At 56.0% G+C, this 18,189-nt stretch carries 18 protein-coding genes; 3 read left to right on the forward strand and 15 right to left on the reverse strand.

Annotated elements, in window-relative coordinates:
- Positions 1-54: 54 nt before the first annotated feature.
- Complete coding sequence (locus DFO56_RS21895; RefSeq protein WP_233500429.1) at positions 55-1,167, reverse strand: tyrosine-type recombinase/integrase; 1,113 nt, start codon at positions 1,165-1,167, stop codon at positions 55-57.
- Positions 1,168-1,384: 217 nt separating this feature from the next.
- On the opposite strand from DFO56_RS21895, the gene mutS reads away from it, so the two are divergent.
- Positions 1,385-3,946: a DNA mismatch repair protein MutS gene (gene mutS, locus DFO56_RS21900; RefSeq protein ID WP_045514405.1), complete on the forward strand. Its 2,562-nt coding sequence runs from the start codon at positions 1,385-1,387 to the stop codon at positions 3,944-3,946.
- Positions 3,947-4,239: 293 nt separating this feature from the next.
- Here mutS and DFO56_RS21905 read toward each other — a convergent pair whose 3' ends face one another.
- Positions 4,240-5,127: a LysR family transcriptional regulator gene (locus DFO56_RS21905; protein ID WP_045514407.1), complete on the reverse strand. Its 888-nt coding sequence runs from the start codon at positions 5,125-5,127 to the stop codon at positions 4,240-4,242.
- A 107-nt stretch (positions 5,128-5,234) separates the two neighbouring features.
- Here DFO56_RS21905 and DFO56_RS21910 point away from each other — a divergent pair, with 107 nt between their 5' ends.
- Positions 5,235-6,443 carry an MFS transporter gene (locus DFO56_RS21910; RefSeq protein ID WP_045514409.1) on the forward strand — a complete coding sequence of 403 codons (1,209 nt, stop codon included), beginning with the start codon at positions 5,235-5,237 and terminating at the stop codon, positions 6,441-6,443.
- Positions 6,440-6,805: a hypothetical protein gene (locus tag DFO56_RS21915; RefSeq protein WP_045514411.1), complete on the forward strand. Its 366-nt coding sequence runs from the start codon at positions 6,440-6,442 to the stop codon at positions 6,803-6,805. The genes DFO56_RS21910 and DFO56_RS21915 overlap by 4 nt, the downstream gene beginning before the upstream one ends.
- A gap of 68 nt (positions 6,806-6,873) precedes the next feature.
- On the opposite strand, the gene rpoS is transcribed toward DFO56_RS21915, so the two are convergent.
- The 13 genes from rpoS to cysG all read right to left on the reverse strand — a co-directional run bounded on the left by rpoS (position 6,874) and on the right by cysG (position 18,164).
- A complete protein-coding gene (gene rpoS / locus DFO56_RS21920) occupies positions 6,874-7,866 on the reverse strand; it encodes an RNA polymerase sigma factor RpoS (RefSeq protein WP_002442472.1) in 993 nt (330 codons plus the stop codon).
- Between the two features lie 125 nt (positions 7,867-7,991).
- Positions 7,992-9,065, reverse strand: a complete 1,074-nt coding sequence (nlpD, locus tag DFO56_RS21925) for a murein hydrolase activator NlpD (protein WP_233500430.1) — start codon at positions 9,063-9,065, stop codon at positions 7,992-7,994.
- A gap of 166 nt (positions 9,066-9,231) precedes the next feature.
- The gene (locus tag DFO56_RS21930; protein ID WP_020455026.1) at positions 9,232-9,858 is read right to left on the reverse strand and encodes a protein-L-isoaspartate(D-aspartate) O-methyltransferase; all 627 of its coding nucleotides are present in this window, start codon (positions 9,856-9,858) and stop codon (positions 9,232-9,234) included.
- On the reverse strand, positions 9,852-10,613 hold the full coding sequence (surE, locus tag DFO56_RS21935) for a 5'/3'-nucleotidase SurE (protein WP_044489474.1): 762 nt from the start codon (positions 10,611-10,613) through the stop codon (positions 9,852-9,854). The genes DFO56_RS21930 and surE overlap by 7 nt, the downstream gene beginning before the upstream one ends.
- Positions 10,594-11,643, reverse strand: coding sequence for a tRNA pseudouridine(13) synthase TruD (gene truD / locus DFO56_RS21940; protein ID WP_045514416.1), 1,050 nt, complete (start codon positions 11,641-11,643; stop codon positions 10,594-10,596). Before truD ends, surE begins: the two co-directional genes overlap by 20 nt.
- Complete coding sequence (ispF, locus tag DFO56_RS21945) at positions 11,640-12,119, reverse strand: 2-C-methyl-D-erythritol 2,4-cyclodiphosphate synthase (protein ID WP_017457714.1); 480 nt, start codon at positions 12,117-12,119, stop codon at positions 11,640-11,642. The genes truD and ispF overlap by 4 nt, the downstream gene beginning before the upstream one ends.
- Entirely contained in the window at positions 12,119-12,829 is a 711-nt protein-coding gene (ispD, locus tag DFO56_RS21950; protein ID WP_045514418.1) for a 2-C-methyl-D-erythritol 4-phosphate cytidylyltransferase, read from the reverse strand. Before ispD ends, ispF begins: the two co-directional genes overlap by 1 nt.
- A 19-nt stretch (positions 12,830-12,848) precedes the next feature.
- Positions 12,849-13,187: a cell division protein FtsB gene (gene ftsB / locus DFO56_RS21955; protein ID WP_017457712.1), complete on the reverse strand. Its 339-nt coding sequence runs from the start codon at positions 13,185-13,187 to the stop codon at positions 12,849-12,851.
- 161 nt (positions 13,188-13,348) lie between these two features.
- Positions 13,349-13,678: a DUF3561 family protein gene (locus DFO56_RS21960; RefSeq protein WP_045514420.1), complete on the reverse strand. Its 330-nt coding sequence runs from the start codon at positions 13,676-13,678 to the stop codon at positions 13,349-13,351.
- Between the two features lie 110 nt (positions 13,679-13,788).
- Complete coding sequence (cysC, locus tag DFO56_RS21965; protein WP_020455031.1) at positions 13,789-14,394, reverse strand: adenylyl-sulfate kinase; 606 nt, start codon at positions 14,392-14,394, stop codon at positions 13,789-13,791.
- A complete protein-coding gene (gene cysN / locus DFO56_RS21970) occupies positions 14,394-15,821 on the reverse strand; it encodes a sulfate adenylyltransferase subunit CysN (protein WP_045514422.1) in 1,428 nt (475 codons plus the stop codon). Before cysN ends, cysC begins: the two co-directional genes overlap by 1 nt.
- A gap of 9 nt (positions 15,822-15,830) precedes the next feature.
- The gene (gene cysD, locus DFO56_RS21975) at positions 15,831-16,739 is read right to left on the reverse strand and encodes a sulfate adenylyltransferase subunit CysD (protein WP_017457708.1); all 909 of its coding nucleotides are present in this window, start codon (positions 16,737-16,739) and stop codon (positions 15,831-15,833) included.
- Between the two features lie 9 nt (positions 16,740-16,748).
- Positions 16,749-18,164: a siroheme synthase CysG gene (gene cysG, locus DFO56_RS21980; protein WP_045514433.1), complete on the reverse strand. Its 1,416-nt coding sequence runs from the start codon at positions 18,162-18,164 to the stop codon at positions 16,749-16,751.
- Between the last annotated feature and the right edge of the window lie 25 nt (positions 18,165-18,189).

Genomic DNA, 18,189 nt, shown 5'->3' on the forward strand with positions numbered 1-18,189 from the left:
TTAAACTCTTCGGGATAACGCTTACCGCTCATGGGCACCTCTCTTTAAGCCATCTTAAATGACTCTGAGGTGTCTGTTAAACCCGTGGCGATTCATTTGTCCGGCCTCACGCAATCGCCACGCATTCTCTGTGAGATATTTTTGTTGGATTGGTCGTCTTGTTCGTGTAGACGGGAATAAATACGTATCCGAATTGAGGCGGAGCACTTTAAGAAAATCTATGGCTTGTGTCGATAGCTGAACGTAACGCTCAACACCCGTTTTGGTCTCACGCAGGTGTATCGTACCTTTATCCAGATCAACATCTTTCCACGCCATGTTGCAGACCTCTCCGGTGCGGCAACCTGTCCACAAGGTCAGACGAAGCACGTTTTTGATTGTCGGTGAAAAGGCAGAACCCGGCAGCCACTGGAGAAACTTTTTAAGCTCAGCTTCACTCAGCACACGCGTACCACGATTATTGGTAAGCTTGATTCGAGTCTGACGGAGGCTGGACTTTGCCAACAGCGCGGGATTAGCAAAGCTGGCATCAAAACGCCCCAAACCGATAGCGAACTCATAGGCCAATGAGAGCTCCCGTAGAACGTTACCGGCTTGCACTTTTGCTCCTCTGGCGACAATGCCATTGATAAGAGTAATCACATCATTGCGTGTTATTTCAGCGGCATTTCGATCGCCCAGCTTATCTACCGCATCGGCATACAGTGTTCTGCGCACTTCATCCTGCCCTTTCTTCTTCCGGGCCCCCGGAATGATTTTGCCATCCTTAGTTTTGCGGTCCTCAATGCGCTCAGCCAGGTAGAGCTCAACTAATCCCTGCACAGTTAATTCAGGTACTTTGGCCTGTTCAGCCTCGATTGCACGAAGTTGTTTTTCCTGCTTGAGTTCTGATGCAGGACACCGACCTTCCTGACGGAGGAGCTTTAATTCGTTGAGTTTAAGACGTGCAGCGGCGAGAGAAGTCTGCGGGAAGTTGCCAATTTTGACCTGAGCAAGTTTTCCAGTCACAGGGCTCGTGTAACGGTAGAAAAAAGATTTAACACCAGTAGCACCACAAGAGACACGTAAACCACGATTTTCGCCAATATCAGCTTTATCTTTGTCACCTGGCTTCATCATTTCTATCGCTTTAAACGACAGTGGCTTTGCCTCTTGTTTTCCTGCCATAAAGACTCCGTTATCATGCTCCCTACGCATTTATGAAACAAAATGTAGGTTGTGCTGTAAGTAGCCATATTTTACCAAGCTATAGGTTGGCAAGCTACACTTTAACCTACATTTAAATGTAGGATTTCATGAGATCCAATGAGACAAAGTGAAACTCAATGAGAACAACAAACATCACTAACTCATTAAAATTTAAGAAAATGGACATCATAAACTGATGAGTACACTAGAGAATTTCGACGCCCACACGCCAATGATGCAGCAGTATCTTAAACTAAAAGCACAGCACCCGGATATTCTGCTGTTCTACCGTATGGGCGACTTCTACGAGCTGTTTTACGACGACGCCAAACGCGCCTCGCAACTGATGGACATTTCACTGACCAAACGCGGTGCGTCTGCCGGTGAGCCGATTCCGATGGCAGGTGTGCCGCATCATGCGGTGGAAAACTATCTGGCGAAGCTGGTGAGCCTGGGTGAATCGGTGGCGATTTGCGAGCAGATCGGTGATCCCGCCACCAGCAAAGGGCCGGTGGAACGCAAAGTGGTGCGCATTGTCACACCTGGCACCATCAGCGATGAAGCGCTGTTGCAGGAGCGCCAGGACAACCTGCTCGCCGCCGTCTGGCAGGACAGCAAAGGCTTTGGCTATGCGACGCTGGATATCAGTTCCGGACGTTTTCGCGTTAGCGAACCAGCGGATCGCGACACCATGGCCGCCGAACTGCAACGTACCAATCCGGCGGAATTGCTCTATGCGGAAGATTTCGCGGAAACCGCGTTGATTGAAGGCCGTCGTGGTTTGCGCCGCCGCCCGCTGTGGGAGTTCGAAATTGACACCGCGCGCCAGCAATTAAATATGCAGTTCGGCACGCGGGACCTGGTCGGTTTTGGCGTCGAGAACGCACCGCGCGGTCTGTGCGCCGCCGGTTGCCTGCTGCAATATGTGAAAGACACGCAGCGTACCGCCCTGCCGCATATTCGCTCCATCACCATGGAACGCCAGCAGGACACCATCATTATGGATGCGGCGACGCGCCGAAATCTGGAGATCACCCAGAACCTGGCGGGCGGCGTCGATAACACGCTGGCCTCGGTGCTCGACTGCACCGTTACGCCGATGGGCAGCCGTATGCTCAAACGCTGGCTACATATGCCGGTGCGCGATACGAAAGTGCTGACCGAGCGCCAGCAAACCATCAGCGCGTTGCAGGAACACACCAGTGAGCTGCAACCGGTGCTGCGTCAGGTGGGCGATCTGGAACGTATTCTGGCGCGTCTGGCGCTGCGCACTGCCCGTCCACGCGATCTGGCGCGCATGCGTTACGCTTTTCAGCAATTACCGGAACTGCGCAGCCAACTGGCGGATATCGACAGCGCACCGGTACAGGCACTGCGTGAGAAAATGGGCGAATTTGTCGAGTTACGCGAACTGCTGGAGCGCGCCATCATTGAAGCGCCACCGGTGCTGGTGCGCGACGGCGGCGTGATTGCGCCGGGCTATAACGCCGAGCTGGATGAGTGGCGCGGGCTGGCAGATGGCGCGACCGATTATCTCGACCGCCTCGAGATCCGCGAACGTGAGCGGCTGGGGCTGGATACGCTGAAAGTGGGGTATAACGCGGTGCACGGCTATTTCATTCAGATCAGCCGTGGGCAGAGCCACCTGGCACCGATTCACTATGTGCGCCGTCAGACCCTGAAAAACGCTGAGCGCTACATTATTCCGGAACTGAAAGAGTACGAAGACAAAGTTCTGACCTCCAAAGGCAAAGCGCTGGCGCTGGAAAAACAGCTGTATGACGAACTGTTTGATCTGCTGATGCCGCATCTGGCGGATTTGCAGCAGAGCGCCGCCGCGCTGGCCGAGCTGGATGTGCTGGTCAACCTGGCGGAGCGTGCTTATACCCTGAATTACTGCTGTCCGACCTTCAGCGAAAAACCGGGCATTCGCATTAGCGAAGGCCGCCATCCGGTGGTGGAGCAAGTGCTGAAAGAGCCGTTTATCGCCAACCCGCTGAACCTGTCACCGCAGCGCCGGATGTTGATCATTACCGGCCCGAATATGGGCGGTAAAAGTACCTATATGCGCCAGACCGCGCTGATTGCGTTGCTGGCCTATATCGGCAGCTTTGTTCCGGCGCAAAAGGTGGAGATCGGGCCAATCGATCGCATCTTTACCCGCGTCGGCGCGGCGGATGATCTGGCCAGCGGGCGTTCCACGTTTATGGTGGAGATGACCGAAACCGCTAACATCCTGCATAACGCCACGGAAAACAGCCTAGTGCTGATGGACGAAATTGGCCGCGGGACATCAACGTACGATGGCCTGTCGCTGGCGTGGGCGTGTGCGGAAAATCTGGCGAATAAGATCAAAGCGCTGACGCTGTTTGCCACCCACTATTTCGAGCTGACGCAACTGCCGGAAAAAATGGAAGGCGTGGCGAATGTGCATCTCGATGCGCTGGAGCACGGCGATACCATCGCCTTTATGCACAGCGTGCAGGATGGCGCTGCCAGTAAGAGCTACGGCCTGGCGGTCGCCGCGCTGGCGGGGGTGCCCAAAGAAGTGATCAAGCGCGCGCGCGGTAAATTGCGCGAGCTGGAAAGCCTGTCGCCGAGCGCGGCAGCCACGCAGATCGACGGCACGCAAATGTCACTGCTGGCGGCACCGGAAGAGACAAATCCGGCGGTTGAAGCGCTGGAAAACCTCGATCCAGACAGCTTAACGCCGCGCCAGGCACTGGAGTGGATCTACCGTCTGAAAAATCTGCTGTAACCCCTCTTCCCTCTCCCGCTCGGAGAGGGATTTTCCCTTATTCGCCAGCCACGCCGACATCTCCGGTTCAGTATCAAACCTTAGCTGTGTCATGCAAAACACGCTTGTGCAACGGCGCAGCGGTTCGCGATGACCATGCATTCAGCCGCCTTTTGTCGGTAATCACTCGCCTGGATGGCCATAGGGTGTCTCGCACTTTATTAACGGTGCCGGTCCGTTTTCCGCACAGCCTCTGGATGCCACATTTTCAGGTCGTTTAAGTGTGCCTGATGAGCTAAAAAGCCGGGGCAGCACTAAGCCAGACGAGCACGCAAAAAATCCACAAACGCGCGGACTTTGGCCGGCTGATGCTGCGCATCCGCATACACGGCATAAACCCCCTGCTGCGCGAAGCGGTATTCCGGCAACAGATGAACAAGCCGGTGACTGTCCAGCGCCGTTTGCACCAGCCATAGCGGTAACAACGCCACACCGCAACCGGCCAGCGCGAATGCCATTAACGCCTGCGCGCTATCGGCGGATAACCGCGCTGGCGTGGTGATTTCCAGCGTTTCGCTGCGCCCGTTGGCATCGGTAACCTGCCAGCGCAGCGGTGTGTTTAAGCGCTCATGAATGATCCACTCCGCCTGCGCCAGCGATTGCAGCGAGGTCACAGGATGGGCGCGCAGCCATTCGGGCGTCGCCACTGGCACAATCGCGAAGCGTGAAATCAGCGCGGCGTGATAGCGCGAATCCGCCAGCGATCCTAAGCGGATCGCCACATCAAAACGTTCTGAAATCAAATCATTATGCTGAGACGAGGCCACATGGCGGATGCGTAAACCGGGATGATCCTGACCGAACGCCGCCAGAGCCGGAACCACAATCTGTGCGCCATACTCCGGCGTGCTGGTGATCCGTAGCTCACCGCATAAACCTACGTGGCTTGCCCGGACATCATCTTGCAAGGACTCTGCGGCATTGAGCAACTCAACGCCGCGCTGATAAAACACACGCCCCGCATCGGTTAGCGTTAGCCGCCGCGTTGAACGCAGCAGCAAGGTTACGCCGAACTCATTTTCAAGCTGGCGGATATTAAAGCTGACCACCGCTTTGGTTTGCCCAAGTGCAACGGCAGCCGCGGTGAAACTGCCGGTATCGACCACGGCAACAAAGATAGCCATACGCGATAAATTGAGCATCGGGGTTCCATCATTGTAAAAATAATTTTGACAGTATATCGCCCGGCGCGCCGTTTATCCCGCCCCATGGCCCCGCTACATTACGCCTCCACACAGGAGGGCAGAAAATGGTGTATCGCAACAAGGTCGCGGTGGTATATCTGCTGGGTTTTTTTCTCGACTTAATCAACATGTTTATTGCCAGCGTAGCGTTTCCGGCGATGGCGGTTAGCCTGCAGGCGTCGGTTTCTGCGCTGGCATGGGTCAGCAACGGCTATATCGTCGGTTTAACGCTGGCAATCCCGTTTAGCGCCCGGCTAACCAGACGTTTTGGCGCTCGACGCGTCTTTATCTTTTCACTGGTTGTATTTAGCGCAGCGGCGATGGCGGCAGGTTGCGCTAACTCCGCTGGTAGCCTGATTTTCTGGCGCGTGCTGCAAGGCACAGGCGGCGGGCTGCTGATCCCGGTGGGACAAGCGTTAACCTGGCAACAATTTGAGCCTCATGAACGCGCCAAAGTCTCATCCGCCGTGATGCTGGTCGCACTGCTGGCTCCCGCCTGTTCGCCCGCGATCGGTGGCGTGCTGGTACAGTCTTTTAGCTGGCGTTGGATTTTCTTCGCCACGCTGCCTGTTGCGCTGCTAACGCTGCTGCTCGCGAGCCTGTGGCTAAAAGACGAGCCTGTGGCAGGCGGGTCGTCGCGCCTGCTGCATTTACCCTTACTGCGCAATTCATTGCTGCGCTTCGCCATGCTGATTTATCTGTGCGTGCCGGGGATGTTCATCGGTGTGAGTGTGGTGGGCATGTTTTATTTGCAGCGCATCGCCGGGATGTCGCCAGCAATGACCGGTGCGTTAATGATCCCGTGGTCGCTGGCGTCTTTCGCCGCGATCTGTTTTAGCGGCCGGTATTTCAACCGCCTTGGCCCACGACCATTAATTATCACCGGCTGTTTATTGCAGGCTGTCGGGATGCTGATGCTGACGGGCGTTACGCCAGAGACGCCTGCCAGCGTCGTTACCGCAGCATTTACCCTGATGGGTGCGGGTGGGAGTTTGTGCAGCAGCACCGCGCAAAGCAGTGCCTTTTTGACGATTCCCCATCATGAGATGCCCGATGCCAGCGCGCTGTGGAATCTTAACCGGCAACTGAGCTTCTTCCTCGGGACAACCTTGCTGGCGTTGGTGTTGAGCGCGTTACAGCATCTGTTTTCCCCTTTACTGGCCTGGCGCGGCACGTTTATTACCGCTGCCGCCTTTTCCTTGTTACCGCTGGTGGCCGCCCTGCGACTGAATAACCAACAAACTCTGCACTATCTGCATCAGGAGAAACCATGAAAGCCTATATTACTGAAATTATTGACGCACATATCGCCATCGAAAGCTGGCTCAGCCGGGGTGAAGGTGAGCTGGAGGCATTGATGGCGCGCTTTGCCGGAAACTTTTCCATGGTGACGCTTTCCGGCGCATCTCTGGACTACGCGGCCCTTGCCGGTTTTTTCCAGGCGCAGCGCGGTAGTCGAGCAGGGCTGAAGATCGTGGTCGATAACATCGAACCGCTGGCGGAGTGGGAGGATGGCGCGGTAATAGGCTACCGGGAAACGCAGGGTGAGCATGTGCGCTGGTCGACAGTGGTGTTTCAATTTCAACAAGGGCGCGTGTTGTGGCGTCATTTGCATGAAACGGCACAGGCATCGTGACGGTGAATTGAGATCAAAGAAAAAAGGCCGCGTCATCTGCGAGCGGCCTTTTTGTCGTGAAATGGTGCTTATTCGCGGAACAGCGCTTCGATATTCAGCCCTTGCGTTTGCAGGATTTCACGCAGACGACGCAGACCTTCAACCTGAATCTGGCGAACACGTTCACGAGTGAGACCAATTTCGCGGCCCACATCTTCCAGTGTTGCAGCTTCATAACCCAGCAGACCGAAACGACGCGCCAGCACTTCACGCTGTTTGGCGTTCAGTTCGAACAGCCATTTAACGATGCTTTGTTTCATATCATCGTCTTGCGTGGTGTCTTCCGGACCGTTGTCTTTCTCATCGGCCAGGATATCCAGCAGCGCTTTTTCAGAATCACCGCCCAGCGGCGTATCAACTGAGGTAATGCGCTCGTTGAGACGCAGCATACGGCTGACATCATCAACAGGTTTATCCAGCTGTTCGGCAATCTCTTCCGCGCTCGGCTCGTGGTCCAGTTTATGGGACAACTCGCGAGCAGTACGCAGATAGACGTTCAGCTCTTTAACAATGTGGATTGGCAGACGAATCGTACGGGTTTGGTTCATGATTGCCCGTTCAATGGTCTGACGGATCCACCAGGTGGCATACGTTGAGAAACGGAACCCGCGTTCAGGGTCAAATTTCTCAACGGCGCGGATCAGCCCCAGGTTACCCTCTTCAATCAGATCCAACAGCGCCAGACCACGATTGCTATAACGACGGGCAATTTTCACCACCAGACGCAGGTTACTTTCGATCATGCGACGGCGAGAGGCTACATCACCACGTAGCGCACGGCGTGCGAAATAAACTTCTTCTTCGGCCGTTAAGAGCGGGGAGTACCCAATTTCCCCAAGGTACAGCTGAGTAGCGTCCAAAACACGCTGGGTTGCACCCTGCGACAACAGCTCCTCTTCAGCCAGGTCGTTATCACTGGGTTCCTCTTCTACTAAGGCTTTCTCATCAAAAGCCTCTACTCCGTTCTCATCAAATTCCGCGTCTTCATTTAAATCATGAACTTTCAGCGTATTCTGACTCATAAGGTGGCTCCTACCCGTGATCCCTGGGCAAAGCACCTGAAGACTACTCATTTCGCCGGCTGCAGCGGCATCTGCGCACGCTGCAACGACTCAAATGGGGAGCACTTCATTCACTTTGCACCGATTTATCGCTGCGGCAAATAACGCAGCGGGTTTACGGATTTCCCCTTGTAACGAATTTCAAAATGCAAGCGTGTAGAACTGGTTCCGGTGCTACCCATGGTAGCGATTTTCTGCCCCGCCTTAACTTCTTGTTGTTCCCGGACCAGCATTGTGTCGTTATGGGCGTAGGCACTCAGGTAATCATCGTTATGTTTTATGATGATCAAATTACCGTAACCGCGCAGTGCGTTACCGGCATATACAACGCGCCCATCTGCGGTCGCGACGATAGCCTGCCCTTTACTGCCCGCAATATCGACGCCTTTGTTGCCACCTTCGGTCGCAGAGAAGTTGTCGATAACGTTGCCATCAGTCGGCCAGCGCCATGAAGCAATTGGCGAGCTGGTTGAGGTACTGCTGGCAGTCGGTTCGGTTGAGCTTACAGAAGGAGCCGTAACAGGCGCTGTGACGATAGTCGCAGGCTTATTGTTCGGCAACATTTTGTTAGCACTTTGTTCACCTGAATCTTCAGAATACGTAATTGTCGGTTTCGAAGCAACCACTACGGTTGAATTTTGTGCAGGTTTTGAGACGATTCCTTGCGCAGAAGCATCAGCCTGAGTTATGGCGTTACCACCAGTGATTGGCGTACCGGATGCATTGCCAACCTGCAATGTTTGTCCGACTTCCAGACTATACGGCGCGGCAACGTGATTACGCTGCGCGAGGTCACGGAAATCGTTCCCGGTGATCCACGCGATATAAAACAGCGTATCACCACGTTTAACGGTGTAGGTGCTACCGCCGGTGTAGCTGCCTTTAGGAATATTGCCATACTGGCGGTTATAGACGATATGGCCGTTCACCGTCTGAACGGGCTGCTGTGCGACGGGCTGGATCTGCGTCGGCTGAACGGCAGGACGCTGTACCGGCTGAATCTGCGGTTGCTGCGCGGACGTGCCAAGTTTTGGCGGCGGCGTGATTAACATACCGGAACTGGAATTATTACTGCTGGCGCTCTTCATGCCGCCAACGGAACTAACCGGGGCCGGAGCATTAGTGGAATTTGAACACCCTGCCAGCCAAAGTGAAACCAGTGATAATGCCGCAACACGGCTTACGGTTAATTTTGGGCTTCCCGCGCTCATTTATCCCCCAACAATATGTAAATTACCAATGACTTAAAGATAACCGTGAACGTTTACGGCAAATGTGCTCACCATACGCTGTTATTGCCTGAAAAACCCAGGAAAACTCTGTTTCTCAGGCCAGTTCGCCTTTCACCAGCGGCACAAAGCGTACGGCTTCAACGGTATCGATAATGAATTCGCTTCCCCGCCGACGAACCCGCTTTAAATGCTGGAGTTCGTCGCCCACGGGCAAAACGAGAATACCGCCGTCATCAAGCTGCGACATCAGCGCAGCCGGGATTTCCGGCGGTGCAGCGGTCACGATAATGGCGTCAAACGGCGCACGAGCCTGCCACCCCAGCCAGCCATCACCATGACGCGTAGAAACATTATGTAAATCAAGCTGCTTCAGGCGACGACGCGCCTGCCATTGCAACCCTTTGATGCGTTCAACCGAGCAAACATGATGCACCAGGCGCGCCAGAATCGCGGTCTGATACCCCGAACCGGTGCCAATTTCCAGCACCCGCGAGGCTGGCGTCAGCTCCAGCAGCTCGGTCATTCGCGCCACCATGTAAGGCTGCGAAATGGTTTGCCCTTGGCCAATAGGCAACGCGACGTTATCCCACGCTTTGTGTTCAAACGCCTCGTCAATAAATTTCTCGCGCGGCACTTGTGACAACGCCTCAAGCACCTGCTCGTTTTTGATGCCCTGCGCGCGTAATTGATTGAGAAGATCTTGTACGCGTTTGCTTACCATTGCCTGTTCACCCCGGCACGATCCAACCAACCCGACACCACATCATGCGCGCTGTAAGCGGTTAAATCTACATGTAGCGGCGTCACGGAAACATAGCCTTCATCAACGGCGGCGAAATCGGTATCCGGCCCGGCATCGCATTTCTCACCGGGCGGGCCAATCCAGTACAGCGTGTTACCGCGCGGATCTTGCTGTGGAATCACCTGATCCGCCGGATGGCGGCTGCCACAACGCGTAACGCGAATGCCTTTGATCTCATCCAGCGGCAGATCCGGGACGTTAATATTCAAAATACGGCCCGTTCGCAGCGGTTCGCGGCTTAACGCGCGTAAGAGGGAACAGGTGACCGCTGCGGCAGTATCATAATGCGTATGGCCGTTAAGCGACACCGCCAGCGCCGGGAATCCCAGGTGTCTCCCCTCCATCGCAGCGGCAACCGTACCGGAGTAGATAACATCATCGCCAAGGTTCGGCCCGGCATTAATACCGGACACCACCACATCCGGGCGCGGGCGCATCAGCGCATTTACGCCCAGGTAAACGCAATCGGTCGGTGTGCCCATCTGGACGGCGATATCGCCGTTTTCAAACGTAAAAGTACGAAGCGAGGATTCAAGCGTCAGTGAATTAGACGCGCCGCTGCGGTTACGATCGGGAGCGACGACCTGAACGTCAGCAAACTCTCTAAGAGCCTTTGCCAGCGTCTGGATACCCGGCGCGTGGATCCCGTCATCGTTACTCAGCAATATTCGCATAATCACCCGATGTGTTGATAAGTTCCCTGACGACACTGGTGGCAAAGCTGCCCGCCGGAAGCCAGAACCGTAATTCGACGGTGACGTCATCCCACCAGTTCCAGCTCAATTTTTGCGGGTAGAGCAGCATCGCGCGGCGCGCTGCCTCGACTTTCTCCCGCACCAGCAGCGCCTGTAGATCCGGCGCATCCGCAACCGCCTGTTGTTCAAACGCCAGCGCGTCACGCTGTGTGCCCCACTCACCGCTGCCTGGCAGCGACGCGGTAATCATCAGCGTTTTCGCCTCAACGCGCGTTTGCAGTTCCGCCTGCTCTTCACGGGTTGCAACAAACCAGCTGCCGCGCCCCGCTAATTGTAGCGCATCGCCGTCAACAACTTGATTAAAGTCTGTTTTTTTCAACCGCTCGCTGACGATTTGATTAAACAACGCGCTGCGCGCCGCCGACAACCAAAAACTGCGCTTGTTACGGTCGCGCACCGGCGCATCGCTCTGCGCCCAGCGAAGCGCGCCTTGCAGGTTGCTGCCGCCGATGCCAAAGCGCTGAGCGCCGAAATAATTCGGAACACCTTTCTCCACGATGGCCTGCAAACGCGCGTCAACATCCGCACGGTTGCTAACTTCGCGCAGTACCAGCGTAAACGCATTGCCCTGCAGCGCACCGAGACGCAGTTTGCGCTTGTGACGGGCATATTCCAGCACTTTGCAACCTTCAAGCTGAAAGGTGCTAAGATCGGGCATCGTATTACCTGGTACGCGGGCACACAGCCACTGCTCAGTGACAGCGTGTTTATCTTTTTGCCCGGCAAAGCTCACTTCACGCGCGTGGATTTTAAGGAATTTGGCCAGCGCATCAGCGACAAAACGCGTGTTGCAGCCATTTTTCAGGATGCGCACCAGAATATGCTCGCCTTCGCCATCAGGCTCAAAGCCAAGATCTTCCACCACCACGAAATCTTCCGGATTGGCTTTCAGAACGCCGCTTGCCCCCGGTTTGCCGTGCAAAAATGTCAGGTTCTCAAAATCTGTCATTTTGCCGCCTTCACCAGCAACGCCACCGCTTCACAAGCGATACCTTCGCCGCGGCCGGTAAAGCCCAGTTTCTCGGTAGTGGTGGCTTTGACGTTGACATCATCCATATGGCAACCGAGATCTTCAGCGATAAACACGCGCATCTGCGGAATATGCGGCAGCATTTTCGGTGCCTGAGCGATGATGGTGACATCGACATTGCCAAGCGTATAGCCTTTCGCCTGAATGCGCCGCCAGGCTTCACGCAGCAGCTCGCGGCTGTCTGCTCCTTTGAACGCCGGATCGGTGTCCGGGAACAATTTGCCGATATCGCCAAGCGCCGCCGCGCCCAGCAGCGCGTCGGTCAACGCATGCAGCGCAACATCGCCATCAGAGTGAGCCAGCAGGCCTTTTTCGAAGGGAATGCGCACACCGCCAATGATAATCGGGCCAACGCCTCCAAAGGCGTGTACGTCAAAACCGTGTCCAATGCGCATTATGCTTTCTCCTGGAGGTCTGCATGGGTCAAGTAAAATTCTGCAAGTCGTAAATCTTCGGGTCGGGTGACTTTAATATTATCCGCGCGTCCGGCGACCAGCTCCGGGTGAAAACCACAATACTCTAGTGCTGAGGCTTCATCAGTAATGACAGCGCCTTCGTTCAGCGCGCGGGTCAGGCAGTCGTGCAGCAGCGGCAGCGGGAAAAACTGCGGCGTCAGCGCATGCCATAAATCGTTGCGCTCAACGGTGTGAGCAATCGCGGTTTTACCGGGTTCGGCGCGCTTCATGGTGTCACGCACCGGGGCGGCAAGAATTCCGCCCACGCGGCTGGTTTCACTCAGCACCAGCAGACGGTTTAAATCATCCTGATGCAGACAAGGCCGTGCGGCATCGTGCACCAGCACCCACTGCGCGCCCGAGGCGGCCTTCAGGCCCGCCAGCACAGAATCCGCGCGCTCTGCGCCACCGTTTACCACGGTGATTTGCGGATGGCTGGCAAGGGGTAATTGCGCGAAACGTTCATCGCCAGGGCTGACCGCGATAATCACGCGACTAACGCGCGGATGGGCGAGCAACGCGGCGACCGCGTGCTCAAGAATGGTTTTATCACCGATGGAGAGATACTGCTTAGGACATTCCGTTTGCATGCGGCGGCCAAATCCGGCGGCCGGCACCACGGCACAGACGTCCGGGATCATTGCTGACATGTCGTGAGTCCGGGATTATTTAAGGTCTGTTCTGCGTATTTTGTGTATTTTGCGTGTTTTGCGCTGAGCCCGACGCGCGCTTTGAGGCGTCCGGCACCAGACGATAAAATGTTTCGCCCGGCTTCGTCATGGTTAATTCGTTGCGAGCGCGTTCCTCAATCGCTTCCTGGCCACCATTGAGATCGTCAATTTCGGCGAAAAGCTGATCGTTACGCGATTTTAATTTGGCGTTTGTCGCCTGCTGTGCCGCCACATCTTCGCTGACGCGGCCGTAATCATGCAGACCATTCTTGCCGAACCACAGCGAATACTGTAGCCAGACCAGCAAAGCCAGCAATAGCAGCGTTAGTTTACCCATCCTGCCCCCTGAAAAACGGCATCATCATCCCATAACTTTTCGTCAGACTCCACTCCAGCCGGGTGATGCCGCACAAGCGCCAGACTTTACCATAAATGTCTGTCGATCCGTAGCCGGACACATTGCCTTAATGAGCGTTACGGTTTGACGTAGGGATTGCGTTAACCCATCAGCCACATAAACAGCATGCCGAACATGGCGATCACCGTCATCAGTGTCGCCACGCTGCTGTAAACCAGCTTGCCATCGAGGAGCGAATGCAGCGCAATGCCGACCACAACGGATACGGGCATCAGGGCGAGAAAAAAAGGCCAGGTGTAGAGAAAGAAAAACAGCGTATTGGAGCCGTAAATCATGAACGGGATGCCGAGCGCCAGCAGCCATGCGACAAAGCCCACAACCGCTCCAGGGAACGACCATGTGGTGGCTTCATCGGTGGTGGTCGTCATCGACTGCGACCGTGGAATGGTGATGTTCTGACTGTTGCGCATATCTGATCCTGTTGCCTGTACGACCGGTAACGGAAATACACACCCTCGTTCAGGCGGCGCCAACATTAACGCCGGGAAAGCTGAAGATGGCGTGTATCGCCAGTACCGTCTCAGGATCTGATAATATCGCCCTGCCGGAGGAGGTCTAATAATTGGCTGACCAAATTTGTTACCAATTGTTCGCCGTCCAGATGCACTTCCGGGGATTGCGGCGCTTCGTATACCGAATCAATGCCGGTGAAGTTGCGAAGTTCACCCGCACGCGCTTTCTTATACAACCCCTTAGGATCGCGCGCTTCGCAGATCTCCAGCGGCGTATCAACAAATACCTCGATAAACCGCCCTGCTCCCAGGCGCTCGCGCACCATTTGCCGCTCGGCGCGGTGCGGCGAAATAAAGGCGGTGAGCACGACCAGACCGGCTTCAACCATCAATTTAGCCACTTCGCCCACGCGGCGGATATTCTCTTTACGATCGGCGTCGCTAAAGCCTAAATCGCTGCACAGCCCGTGGCGCACATTATCGCCATCCAGCAAATAGGTGCTGACACCCGCGCGGTGCAGCGCCTCTTCCAGCGCCCCCGCGACGGTCGATTTCCCCGAACCGGAAAGGCCGGTAAACCACAGCACAACCCCACGGTGACCGTGAAGTTGCTCACGCGCATCAGGCGTCACCGGATGCGCGTGCCAGACGACGTTTTCGTCATGCTGCGCCATTACTTGCCCCCCAGCAGATCGCGTGCGCCCCAGTGCGGGAAGTGCTTACGAATAAGCTGATTCAGTTCCAGTTCGAATGCGCTGAACCCGGATGTAGTGGCCTGCTGCTGAATATGAACGTCACGCACCATTCCTGCGCCAACGGTCACGTTACTCAGGCGATCGATAAAGATAATGCCGCCGGTCACCGGGTTCTGCTGATATGCATCCAGCGTCAGCGGCTCGTCAAACGTCAGATCCACCAGCCCAATACCGTTAAGCGGCAACGTATCCACCTGGCGCTGCGTCAGGTTATTGATGTCCACCTGGTAGTGGATGCCATCCACACGGGCGCGCGTTTTTTTGCCTGCCACTTTGATGTCATAGCTCTGGCCTGGCTGCAACGGCTGTTCCGCCATCCACACCACATCCAGCGATGCGCCCTGCACGGCAGGCAGCGTTTCCTGCGCATCCAGAATCAAGTCGCCACGGCTGATATCGATCTCATCTTTTAGCACCAGCGTAATCGCTTCACCCGCTGCGGCTTCCTGTAAATCACCGTCAAACGTCACGATGCGGGCAATAGTCGATTCGACGCCAGATGGCAGCACTTTGATGCGCTGACCAACTTTCACCACGCCAGAGGCGAGCGTGCCGGAGAAACCACGGAAATCGAGGTTCGGGCGGTTAACGTACTGCACCGGGAAGCGCATCGGTTGCGTATCCACCACGCGCTGGATTTCAACAGTTTCCAGCATTTCCAGCAGCGTCGGGCCGCTGTACCACGGCATTTTCTCGCTCTGGCTGGCAACGTTATCCCCTTCGAGCGCCGACAGCGGCACAAAGCGGATATCGAGGTTGCCCGGCAGTTGCCCGGCAAAAGTCAGGTAATCCTGACGAATGTTGTCGAACGTCTCTTCGCTGAAGTCTACCAGGTCCATTTTATTGACGGCCACGACCAGGTGTTTAATGCCGAGCAGCGTGGAGATGAAGCTGTGGCGGCGGGTTTGATCCAGCACGCCTTTGCGCGCATCGATCAGCAAAATCGCCAGATCGCAGGTCGACGCGCCGGTCGCCATATTTCGGGTGTACTGCTCATGCCCTGGCGTGTCGGCAATGATAAATTTGCGTTTTTCGGTAGAGAAATAGCGATACGCCACATCAATGGTAATGCCCTGTTCGCGCTCCGCTTGCAGGCCATCAACCAGCAGCGCAAGGTCGAGCTTTTCGCCCTGGGTGCCGTGCCGTTTGCTGTCGTTGTGCAGCGTGGAGAGCTGATCTTCGTAGATCTGGCGGGTATCGTGCAGCAGTCGGCCAATCAGCGTACTTTTGCCGTCATCAACGCTGCCGCAGGTTAAAAAGCGCAGCAGGCTTTTGTGCTGCTGGGCATGCAGATACGCTTCGACGCCGCCTTCATTGGCAATCTGTTGTGCAATCGTGGTGTTCATGGCGGCTCCTTAGAAGTATCCCTGACGTTTTTTCAGCTCCATGGAGCCGGCCTGGTCGCGGTCAATCACGCGCCCCTGACGTTCACTGGTCGTTGAAACCAGCATCTCTTCGATAATCTCCGGCAGCGTTTGCGCGTTTGATTCCACCGCGCCGGTCAGCGGCCAGCAGCCAAGCGTACGGAAACGCACCATCCGTTTTTCGATCACTTCACCCGGCTGCAGATCGATACGGTCATCGTCGATCATCATCAGCATGCCGTCGCGCTCAAGCACCGGGCGTTCCGCCGCCAGGTACAACGGAACGATGTCGATATTTTCCAGGAAGATATACTGCCAGATATCCAGCTCGGTCCAGTTAGAGAGCGGGAACACGCGAATACTTTCGCCTTTGTTGATCTGGCCGTTGTAGTTGTGCCACAGCTCCGGGCGCTGGTTTTTCGGATCCCAGCGGTGGAAGCGATCGCGGAAGGAGTAAATGCGCTCTTTGGCACGCGATTTCTCTTCGTCACGCCGCGCGCCGCCAAATGCCGCATCAAAACCGTACTTGTTCAGTGCCTGCTTCAACCCTTCGGTTTTCATGATATCAGTGTGTTTGGCGCTGCCGTGTACGAACGGGTTAATGCCCATCGCCACCCCTTCCGGGTTTTTATGCACCAGCAACTCACAGCCATAGGCCTTTGCGGTACGGTCACGGAATTCGTACATCTCACGGAATTTCCAGCCGGTATCCACGTGCAGCAGCGGAAACGGCAGCGTACCTGGGTAGAAGGCTTTGCGTGCCAGATGCAGCATCACGCTGGAATCTTTGCCGATGGAGTACATCATCACCGGGTTGGAAAATTCGGCGGCCACTTCGCGGATAATATGGATGCTTTCCGCCTCCAGTTGTCGCAGGTGAGTGAGTCGTTTTTGATCCATAACCATTCCTTAAGCCAGATTAATCACGGAGGCGCCGAACGCCTCCGTCGCTGTCGTATGCCGGAACCAGGCGAGTTCGCGATGCAGCCCGACCACCTCGCCCACCACCAGCAGGGCAGGCATCGGTGCGGCTTTCGCCAGTTCCTCAAGTTGTTCTAATGTGCCGGTAGCAACGTGTTGATCCACGCGCGTACCGCGGGAAATCACCGCCACCGGCGTGGTTTTGTCCCGCCCGTGGGTAATCAACTGTTCGCTGATTTCGGCTGCCTTCATCGTGCCCATATAAATCGCCAGCGTCTGGCGGCTCTGCGCCAGTTGCGACCAGTCAAACGGCGCGCTGTCGGCTTTATAATGGCCGGTAACAAAAGTAACGCTCTGGGCAAAATCCCGGTGTGTCAGCGGGATGCCGGCATAGGCTGTCGCACCCGATGCTGCCGTAACGCCCGGCACCACCTGGAAGGGAATGCCCGCTATAGCCGCCGCCTGCAGCTCTTCGCCGCCGCGTCCAAAGATAAACGGATCGCCACCTTTCAGGCGCACCACCGTTTTCCCCTCGCGCGCCGCGTCCACCAACATGCGGTTGGTATCATGCTGCGCCACCGCGTGCGAACCAGCGCGTTTGCCCACGCAGATTTTCTCTGCGTCCCGCCGCACCAGTTCCAGCACCGCATCGCTCACGAGGTGGTCATAAAACACGACGTCTGCCTGCTGGATAACCTGCAAACCCCGCAACGTCAGCAATCCGGCATCGCCTGGCCCGGCACCGACCAGAATGATTTCACCGCCCCCGGAACCCGGTTGCGCTAACTCTGCTTCCAGCGCTTTTTCCGCGGCCGGTTCGTCGCCCGCCGCCATTAGGCTGGCAAAACGCCCGCGAAAAGCCGTTTCCCAAAAACGACGCCGCTCATCGGTAGTACGACGAAACGCCTTGATGCGTGTCCGCCAGCGCCCGGCAACTTCCGCCATGCGCCCGAGATTACCCGGCAGCAGCGCTTCAATTTTTTCACGCAGTAACCGCGCCAGCACTGGCGCGTTACCGCCAGAAGAGATGGCAACCAGTAACGGTGAACGATCCACAATCGACGGGAAAATAAAGGAGCACAGCGGTTGGTCATCGACAACATTCACCAGCCGATGACGCGCATTGGCGGCGTCAAACACCCGGCGGTTCAGCGCCGAATCGTTGGTCGCGGCAATCACCAGGAAAACCGCGTCCAGCTGTGATTCGTCAAACTCGGTAGCCAGCCAGTGAAGAGATTGCGCATCGGCAAGTTGCTGCAACTGCGGCTCCAGCCGTTGCGCCACCACCTGCACATGTGCGCCAGCGCGACGCAAAAAGGCAATCTTGCGCGCGGCGATTTCGCCGCCGCCAATCACTAAAACGGGGCGGTCTTTTACAGCAGCAAATAACGGCAGGTAATCCACAACGCGGTAACTCACTCAAGGCCAG

Origin of the sequence: Kosakonia sp. AG348 (genome assembly GCF_003337365.1) — a bacterium.
In the GTDB taxonomy this organism is placed as follows: domain Bacteria; phylum Pseudomonadota; class Gammaproteobacteria; order Enterobacterales; family Enterobacteriaceae; genus Kosakonia.